A 7,625-nucleotide genomic window follows, 5' to 3' on the forward strand; every position below is an offset into this window, starting at 1 on the left:
TCCTCATCGAGCGGGCGGCCTGGGGCGGTTTCCGCACCGAGTTCTATCCGACCTACGATTACCGCAAGCTCTATCAGGATTTGAAGGCGAAGATGGGCTGACGGCGTCTCCCCCGGCCGGGGGGCAAGGACGCGCGGCGACCCGGCCGGCTCGCCGGAGACGGTGCGCTTCCGCACTCGCCCTTTCGCGTCGCCGTGCCCCGCGCTCCTGTTGGTTCATATCTAAACCATTGAACCATCGAAGAAAGCGGTTTCCCGCGAACCGTACCCGTCGCCGTGATCCTGGTCTGGCGTATGGCTCCGTACAATGCCGCAGCCTATTTGCAAGTTGAACTGCCGGACGTTTGTTCATAACTGGTCAGGTCGTGAGGTTCTGGCCAAGACATGACGGAAGGTTTTAGCTTTCCGAGTTCATCAGGCCCAAAAGAGTTGCTGGATGGCCCGCTATTTCTTCGACGTGCATGAGCCCAGGGCGTCGATCATCGACAATGAGGGAGCGGAGTGTTCGCAGAGGTCGGATCTCTCCGAGGAGGTGCTCCGCGCCCTCTGCGAGATCGCGCGCGACCGTCCCGAGTCCTACCTCGACCAGAAGCTCCGGATCATCGTGAGGACCAGCGACAGCGAGGTCGTGCTCACCGCCTCCCTCGGGCTGACCCTGGCATGGCATTCCGAGGAGCGCAGCACCCGGGCGGCCTGAGGCCGATGTCCGGCGAGACCGGGCGGCCGGGCGAGTCGCTCGTTCGGACGCGCATCCTTTCCCCTCCGAGACCGTGACCTGGGTCACGGTCGCGGCCGGGCGCACCGACCATAAGAACCTCGGGGCCGAGAGGGTCGGCCCGGTTGGAGGAGGTTCTCATGGTTCGCTCGGTTCGTGTTCTGGCCGCCGCTCTCGTGATCGGCGTCGCGGCCTTCGGCGCGGGTGAAGCGTCCGCGCGCGGGTTCGGCGGCGGCCGGGGCTTCGGCCCTCACGGCGGGTTCAGCGGCTTCGGCCATCATCACGGCGGCTTCGGCCACCGCTGGGGCTGGCGCACGCGCGTCGTCGGCTTTGTGCCGGCCTATGTCGGCGCCTGCTACGTCAAGCGCTTCATCGACGAGGACGGGGACATGGTGGTCCGGAAGATCTGCGACTGAGCCGTGGATTCCGGCGGGGATGCGCGCCGCCCGCCTCCTGTCGGGCTGCGCGCTGCCTGCGCGAGGGGATGGCGCATCGGGGGCGGCGGCCTAGTTTCAGGCGATGCCCCGCTGGCTCCTCATCCTCGCCGTCGCCGCCCTCGCACTGGCCGTGATCGGAAGCGTGCTCCTGACCTTGCGCGGTAGTCCGCCCGAGGATCCGTCGCGCAAGCCGGCGGTTCAGCTCCCTTGCGGGCCGCCATCGCCGCCCGGAGCGGGGACACCCCCTCCGGCCTGTCCCCAGAACTCGCCCCCGCCCTGAGCGTTCGCGCCGTCCGGCCTGCGAGCGGCAGGGCAGCAGCGACGACCTCTGACGGATCGTGAAAGCCGGCGTCGGGCGAAGGTGAGCCGCGCGCGGGTTCGGGTGCGCACCAGCAACCTGCCTGTCCTCGAACGTCCGGCTCGGGTGATTCGCGAGATCGATCGGTACGCAAGAGTACCGCGATAACTTGCCGTCTCAGAACAGATGTCCCGGCTTCGCGGGCCGGGAAAGGTCAAGGCGCCAGCCTCTTCTTGCCGGCGCAGTCGAAACTCATCGATTTTGACCCGCATGCCGTGCCGAACGGCACCCGAAACGGGCGGCCCGGCGTGCGCCAACGCATCAGCGCCTCACCGCAACCATGATCTTCTTGCGAGGCAGTGGTCGAGCGACTGCGGATCGTGACGGCGGGAGCGTGCAATGGCACTCTGGACGAGTTGGGGTCGTGACTGGACGGCCCTCTTCATGATGATCGCGATCGTGGCGCTGCTCGCCTTCATGGTCTTCGGCCTCGTCGCCCTAAGCTACGAGCTCGCGGCCCTGTTCAGGCCCTGACCGGCGGACCGAACCGCACCCGTCCCGATCGAGATGCCGGGTCCGATGGCCGCGCCGTTCGTGCGCGGGCCGGGTCGTCCCTCTCGGCTGGGCCGGCTGAGAGGTCGAGATTTCGCCCGCGACCGCCCGCGGACATTGCCCCGCCGAACGTCCGGGGCGCCCGCCATCACGAATTCTCCGGCTGCTTGTCTGACGAAGGTCATCGAGCGCCGTCTGGCTCCGCCCGGAATGCGGATATCCCCCTCACGACCCGCTCCCGCAGCAGGCCCACAGACCGCAGTGAAGGCAGGAGCAAGCTCCTTCACCCATCCACGCCCTGGCCGCGGATGCGATCCTGCCCTGAGATCTGGGGAAATGTCGGGTGTCACACAAAAGTGCTTCCCAACATGGAGCGGCCTCTCCCTTTAACCCAGAGCAATGAGCGCGGCTCGGCAACGGTTAGACGAGAGCTTGCCAGCAGCGGCCCAGCTGCTGGCTGGGGTGCGATGTGCCTCCACCCCACGGGCTCGACGAGACGCACTTGGCTCCAGCTTCCGACGCCGATCTGATCCCGCTCATCCGCAAGCTGGAGAGCATCGCTCAGCTCGCCGACGCGGAACGGCAAGCCATCCTCAGCCTTCCCGCGAACATCCGAGCGGTCGACGCGCGCCAGGACATCGTCAGCGAGAAGGATCGTCCTTCCCACTGCTGCCTCGTCCTCTCCGGCTGGGTCTGCCGCTACAAGCTCCTGGATCAGGGCAAGCGCCAGATCCTGTCCTACCATGTCCCCGGCGATCTGCCCGACCTGCAGAGCCTGCACCTCGCGGTCATGGACCACAGCCTCGCCACCGTCACCGCCAGCCGTCTGGCCTTCATCCCGCACGAGAACATGCGCGATGCGATCCTTCGCTTCCCGAACCTGGGGGCGGCCCTGTGGCGCGACACGCTCATCGACTCCGCCATCTTCCGCGAGTGGATGACCGGCATCGGCCGGCGCTCGGCTCAGGCCCGGATCGCGCACCAGCTCTGCGAGATGTATATGAAGCTGGAGGCGGTGGGCCTCGCCCAGCAGCACCGCTGCGAACTGCCGATCACCCAGAGCGACATCGCCGATGGGCTTGGTCTGACGAACGTGCACGTCAACCGCTCCCTGAAGGTTCTCAGGAGCCGGGGGCTGCTCACGCTGCGAGGCCGCGAGTTGGTGATCCACGATTGGTCAGGGCTGACCCAGGCCGCCGAGTTCGACCCGACCTATCTGCATCTGGAGCCGCGCGCCGCATGAGCATCCAGGTCCAGCCGGTCCGGGTTGAAACCGACAGCAGCGATGAGGCGGGCGAGCTGGTATTCGCCGACGGCCGCTTGGTCGCGGTGCTGGTGCAATTGTCGGACGAGCACGAGGCTGAGGCCGGGATGTGGTTCCTGGAGGCGGGGTTCGGGCGTTTGCAAACCCCGGATGCGCCCAAATTCGCCGACCTCGACGAGGCGCGAGCCTGGATCGAGCAGAGATTGGCGCCGCCATCCTAGCAGGAGGCGCAGGAAGGCTCTCGCACAGCCGGAGCGTACATCCGGCAGGGATCAAATCGGGTGACGATGCCCGTCTTGCTGCGACGGGTCCGGCGATGCCTGCGCTGGCGCTCGGCCGAGATCCCACCGGGCACGGAGTTCATCGCCCGTCACAGACGCCCCTCTGCCCCCTGCCGCCAGTCCGTCTATGCGTCGCAGGCGGCTCCGCGATCTAGCCTTGCCGCAGGGCCGCGAGGACGGCGTGGATGACGGTCGCGCCGCCGATCGGTGCGATCAACAAGAGCAACAGGTTCACGGAGATGATCCACAGGAGCACCTGCTCCTCCCGCTTCGTGAGGCGGGGTCTGCCGGGCGGTGGCTCTCCGGGCGGCTTCCATCCTCCCTCGGCGTACATCGAAATCTCCCACTTGGACTCTCCCACCCGATCCGGCAGCCGGAGCAGGGCAGAATCGTGCGGCGTGATGCGCCCTCGCGTCGGGTCGCAGGCGGAGCTCGGACGGTGCACAGGGGCAGCCGCAGCTGCCCCGGGCAATCAGTTTCCCCACATCCGACGATGCTGGAACTGCCGGCGCGACATGTGACGACGGTGCATCCGATGAGGCTTCATGTGGCGGTGCATCCGCACGTCGGTGACAAGATCCGATGATGCTGTCAGGGCGGCGGCGGGTGCGGCCGGAGCGGCGATGCCAGGGCTGCTGAGCGACACGGCGCTAGCGGCGGCGAACAAGACCGCGACGATGGTTGGGGTACGCAAGCGAACTCTCCTCTGGGCCGGCATCTCACGATGCGTTCGGTCAGCCGGGCGATTGCCCGCACGGAGAAGTAGGGCACGTCGTGCGCGTGTCCGCATGAGGGTTCACCCGGGTTCGCGTTCCGCGGACACGGAACCCCCGCCGGCCCGCGATGAGATCGGGCCGCGGGCACTACGCGTCGCGCCAGGATCGCGAGCACTTTTGGCTCTCGAGCACTCTCGGCTCTGACCGCCCTTTCCGTCCTGTCTCACCGCGGCGTCACTCCAAAGCGAGTGCTCTCAGAGGCCATCCCTGCAGCCGCGATCGCAGCGCCTGCATAATGGTGCACTGCAAAATGAAATTTATTTCAGCCTCGCTTGACAGAGAGGCCTCTCGCACAGATGCTGGCATACAAAATACGGAGGATGAAATTCCCTCGATGGACGTGCTCGAGCTTCTGGCTCAGCTCGGGTATCGCAGATGCCTCGGGCCGCGGCCCGGGGCAAGTGCCGATATCGACTATGGGTTGCAGTGAGCCTCGCTGATCGCGCCGATTCCAACGCCGTTCTCGTCTCACGGAACCAACAACCGAATTCGCATCCGGCAGCGCGAAGAGGCTGGGATGCGGAAGAAATCTCGCTCCGCGTGGGGCAATGGGAGGTAAGCAATGAGCACTATGAGAGCGCCGTCAGCTGAGCGTGTCAGCGATGGCTATCGGTGGATGCAACTCGTCATCGGCGTCATCTGCATGGTGATGATCGCCAACCTGCAATACGGCTGGACCTTCTTCGTTCCCGAGATCCAGAAAGCGTTCGGCTTCGACCGCGCCGCGATCCAGTTGGCGTTCACGCTGTTCGTTCTCTTCGAGACTTGGCTCGTGCCGATCGAGGGCTGGTTCGTCGACAAGTACGGCCCGTTGGTCGTGGTCCTCTTCGGCGGCATTCTCTGCGGATTGGGCTGGGTCATTAACGCCTACGCTTCGACCCTCAACATGTTCTACATCGGACAGGTTGTTGCGGGCCTCGGAGCAGGCGCCGTCTATGGAACCTGCGTAGGCAACGCCCTGAAGTGGTTCCCGGACAAGCGCGGTCTTGCCGCCGGCATCACCGCTGCCGGGTTCGGCGCCGGCTCGGCCCTCACCGTGGCCCCCATCCAGTGGATGATCGCCGACAAGGGCTTCCAGGCGGCCTTCCTCTACTTCGGCATCGGCCAGGGCGTCGTCGTCGCCGCACTCGCCTTCTTCCTGGCTTCGCCCAAGAAGGGCCAGATCCCCGACGTTTCGAGCAACACCGCCAACATTCAGTCGCGGCGGAACTACACGCCGGGCGAGGTGGTGCGGCAGCCGATCTTCTGGCTGATGTACTTCATGTTCGTCATCGTCGGCGCCGGTGGCCTGATGATCACCGCCAACCTCAAGCCGATCGCCGCCGACATCCATGTCGACAAGGTGCCCGTGACGATCTTCGGCGTCACCATGGTGGCCATCACGTTCGCGGCGACGATCGACCGTGTGCTGAATGGCCTGACGCGTCCCTTCTTCGGCTGGGTCTCGGACAAGATCGGGCGCGAAAACACGATGTTCATCGCTTTCGCGATGGAAGGTATCGGCATCTACATGCTGTACCTCTGGGGTCACGATCCGCTGTGGTTCGTCCTCCTGTCAGGCTTCGTGTTCTTCGCCTGGGGTGAGATCTACTCGCTGTTCCCGTCCACCTGCACCGACACGTTCGGCTCCAAGTTCGCCGCGACGAATGCCGGGCTGCTCTACACGGCCAAGGGAACGGCAGCCTTGCTCGTGCCCGTCGCGAACTACATGCAGCAGAGTTCGGGAAACTGGGACAACGTGTTCCTGGCTGCGGCCGGTGCCAACGTCCTGGCCTCGGTCCTGGCGATCGCGGTTCTCAAGCCTTGGCGCAAGCATGTCGTGGCCAATGCCCGGGCCGACGTGACCGCTCCTGCTGAGGCCGGCGTCGCGGTCGCTCGATAGATCCGGAGCGACGTCCGACGAAAACGGCGGGCTCGGGCAATGTCCGAGCCCGTTCGGCTTTTCACGGAGCGGCCGTAGGCCTGAAACCTTCTCCGAGCCGGAGCATCCAAGGGTCCGTCGATCGAGGTGGCCGCCTCAAGGCGATGGCATCCAGGCGGACGGGCTCGGGATCCGGAGAGACATTCACGGCCCGAAACGGAAGGATCGGAGGAGAGCACGATGCATGTGCCAGCGGCGGCATTGGTTGAGGCCGCAGCCTTCACGCTCGGATGTATCGCGATCCACAGGATGCGCCGGCATGCGCTGCGTCTGACGAAAGTCCTGGTGGTGGTGCTGATTGCGGTCGCCCTCGTCTGCATCATGGTGGATACCCTGCTCCACCCGGGGGCCGTGGCCGACGAGTACGACATGCTGTCCGCTCTCGAGGATGCGCGCTGATCGCGCCTCCTGAGTCGCTCGCAGCGTCCGCGAGGCGTTGCGGCGACGTCAGTCCGGGTTGGGGCTGTGATACGCGCTCCGGCGACGATTCTGGCTCCGCCCGCCTCGGCTTCAGCGTTCGGCTCTCGCGGATGTCCCGACCTGCCTGCAGAGAACCCTGCCTTGGGCGCGCGTCAGGGATCGTCGACCTTCGGCATGACGATCGAAGAGGTCCGCGGCATCGTCGCGGCTCACGATCGTCCCGCCACCGCAGGGCGGCAGAGGGCGCCGGCAGGGTGTTCGGCCAAGGCGCCTCTACTTGATACCCAACGATCCGAAACGCGCTCCGACCGGCATCGCCGCGCGCGGATCCCGGGCGAGCCCGGCCCAGCACCAGGACAGGCCGGCAGCCAGCAGATCGCAGGAGACGAACAATCCGATCGCCCAAAGCCCGGACCAGGGCCATTGCTGAATGATGGCCATCCCGAGCAGCACCGAGATCAAAGCCAACAGAATGACCGCGGCGCGGGAGGTCTTCACCTCGTGGATGACGGCCCAGACAGCCCTGGCGATACCCGATGCGATCAGGACGAGGCCCAGCACCAAGGTCAGGGCGACCGAGGCCTGAAGGGGCTGCAAGACCGCGTACAGGCCGCCAGCGACATACAGCGCGCCGGCCAGGATTCGAGCCGCGCGGGAGTGCCAGGGCTCGCGCGTCTGGGCCACGGCTTCGATGATCTCCGCCGGACCTGCGATCAGCAGCAGCACGCCGTACCAGAGCGTGCTGGCGACGGTGAACGCCACCGTCATGTACAGGCCCGCCACCCCCAGGACGAGGAGAACGGCGCCCGCGGCCGTGAACCACCATCGGCTGGGACGCGCGCCAACGTTCTGATTCCTCAAGGCCGCCACGTCGCTCATGCGCCGCCTCCCTGGAACATGCCGCCGCAATCTACACGGGCAGCGAACCCACGCTTGATCCGACGAGACGGATGCCGGTCGGG

The 7,625-nt window shown here is 66.2% G+C and carries 10 protein-coding genes; 7 read left to right on the top strand and 3 right to left on the bottom strand.

The features are described 5' to 3' along the window. Positions 1 to 435 precede the first annotated feature (435 nt). From E1J50_RS25255 to E1J50_RS25275, 5 genes are all read left to right on the top strand, one after another. Entirely contained in the window at positions 436 to 696 is a 261-nt protein-coding gene (locus tag E1J50_RS25255) for a DUF6894 family protein (protein WP_132252303.1), read from the top strand. A gap of 158 nt (positions 697 to 854) precedes the next feature. Next, on the top strand, positions 855 to 1,130 hold the full coding sequence (locus E1J50_RS25260; RefSeq protein WP_132256925.1) for a sulfur globule protein precursor: 276 nt from the start codon (positions 855 to 857) through the stop codon (positions 1,128 to 1,130). A gap of 718 nt (positions 1,131 to 1,848) precedes the next feature. Further along, entirely contained in the window at positions 1,849 to 1,983 is a 135-nt protein-coding gene (locus E1J50_RS28380) for a hypothetical protein (RefSeq protein WP_281024597.1), read from the top strand. A 520-nt stretch (positions 1,984 to 2,503) separates the two neighbouring features. Beyond that, a complete protein-coding gene (locus E1J50_RS25270) occupies positions 2,504 to 3,244 on the top strand; it encodes a Crp/Fnr family transcriptional regulator (protein ID WP_207919293.1) in 741 nt (246 codons plus the stop codon). Continuing rightward, positions 3,241 to 3,486: a hypothetical protein gene (locus E1J50_RS25275; RefSeq protein ID WP_132256929.1), complete on the top strand. Its 246-nt coding sequence runs from the start codon at positions 3,241 to 3,243 to the stop codon at positions 3,484 to 3,486. The genes E1J50_RS25270 and E1J50_RS25275 overlap by 4 nt, the downstream gene beginning before the upstream one ends. Positions 3,487 to 3,697: 211 nt before the next feature. On the opposite strand, the gene E1J50_RS25280 is transcribed toward E1J50_RS25275, so the two are convergent. After that, complete coding sequence (locus E1J50_RS25280; RefSeq protein ID WP_132256931.1) at positions 3,698 to 3,880, bottom strand: hypothetical protein; 183 nt, start codon at positions 3,878 to 3,880, stop codon at positions 3,698 to 3,700. 138 nt (positions 3,881 to 4,018) lie between these two features. Then, positions 4,019 to 4,240, bottom strand: a complete 222-nt coding sequence (locus tag E1J50_RS25285) for a hypothetical protein (RefSeq protein ID WP_245516754.1) — start codon at positions 4,238 to 4,240, stop codon at positions 4,019 to 4,021. Between the two features lie 644 nt (positions 4,241 to 4,884). Here E1J50_RS25285 and oxlT point away from each other — a divergent pair. Together oxlT and E1J50_RS25295 are read left to right on the top strand one after the other, a co-directional pair. After that, positions 4,885 to 6,204, top strand: coding sequence for an oxalate/formate MFS antiporter (gene oxlT, locus E1J50_RS25290; RefSeq protein WP_483466583.1), 1,320 nt, complete (start codon positions 4,885 to 4,887; stop codon positions 6,202 to 6,204). Positions 6,205 to 6,423: 219 nt separating this feature from the next. Then, a complete protein-coding gene (locus tag E1J50_RS25295) occupies positions 6,424 to 6,642 on the top strand; it encodes a hypothetical protein (RefSeq protein WP_132256935.1) in 219 nt (72 codons plus the stop codon). A 294-nt stretch (positions 6,643 to 6,936) separates the two neighbouring features. Here the strand turns inward: E1J50_RS25295 and E1J50_RS25300 are convergent, their stop codons facing one another. Further along, positions 6,937 to 7,542: an HdeD family acid-resistance protein gene (locus E1J50_RS25300; protein ID WP_132256937.1), complete on the bottom strand. Its 606-nt coding sequence runs from the start codon at positions 7,540 to 7,542 to the stop codon at positions 6,937 to 6,939. Positions 7,543 to 7,625 lie beyond the last annotated feature (83 nt).

This window comes from Methylobacterium segetis (assembly GCF_004348265.1).
Classification (GTDB): domain Bacteria; phylum Pseudomonadota; class Alphaproteobacteria; order Rhizobiales; family Beijerinckiaceae; genus Methylobacterium; species Methylobacterium segetis.

Coding starts and splice junctions, on each gene's coding strand:
- E1J50_RS25255 (WP_132252303.1), top strand. CDS start 436: ATGGCCCGCTATTTCTTCGACGTGCATGAGCCCAGGGCGTCGATCATC.
- E1J50_RS25260 (WP_132256925.1), top strand. CDS start 855: ATGGTTCGCTCGGTTCGTGTTCTGGCCGCCGCTCTCGTGATCGGCGTC.
- E1J50_RS28380 (WP_281024597.1), top strand. CDS start 1,849: ATGGCACTCTGGACGAGTTGGGGTCGTGACTGGACGGCCCTCTTCATG.
- E1J50_RS25275 (WP_132256929.1), top strand. CDS start 3,241: ATGAGCATCCAGGTCCAGCCGGTCCGGGTTGAAACCGACAGCAGCGAT.
- E1J50_RS25280 (WP_132256931.1), bottom strand. CDS start 3,880: ATGTACGCCGAGGGAGGATGGAAGCCGCCCGGAGAGCCACCGCCCGGC.
- oxlT (WP_483466583.1), top strand. CDS start 4,885: ATGAGCACTATGAGAGCGCCGTCAGCTGAGCGTGTCAGCGATGGCTAT.
- E1J50_RS25295 (WP_132256935.1), top strand. CDS start 6,424: ATGCATGTGCCAGCGGCGGCATTGGTTGAGGCCGCAGCCTTCACGCTC.
- E1J50_RS25300 (WP_132256937.1), bottom strand. CDS start 7,542: ATGAGCGACGTGGCGGCCTTGAGGAATCAGAACGTTGGCGCGCGTCCC.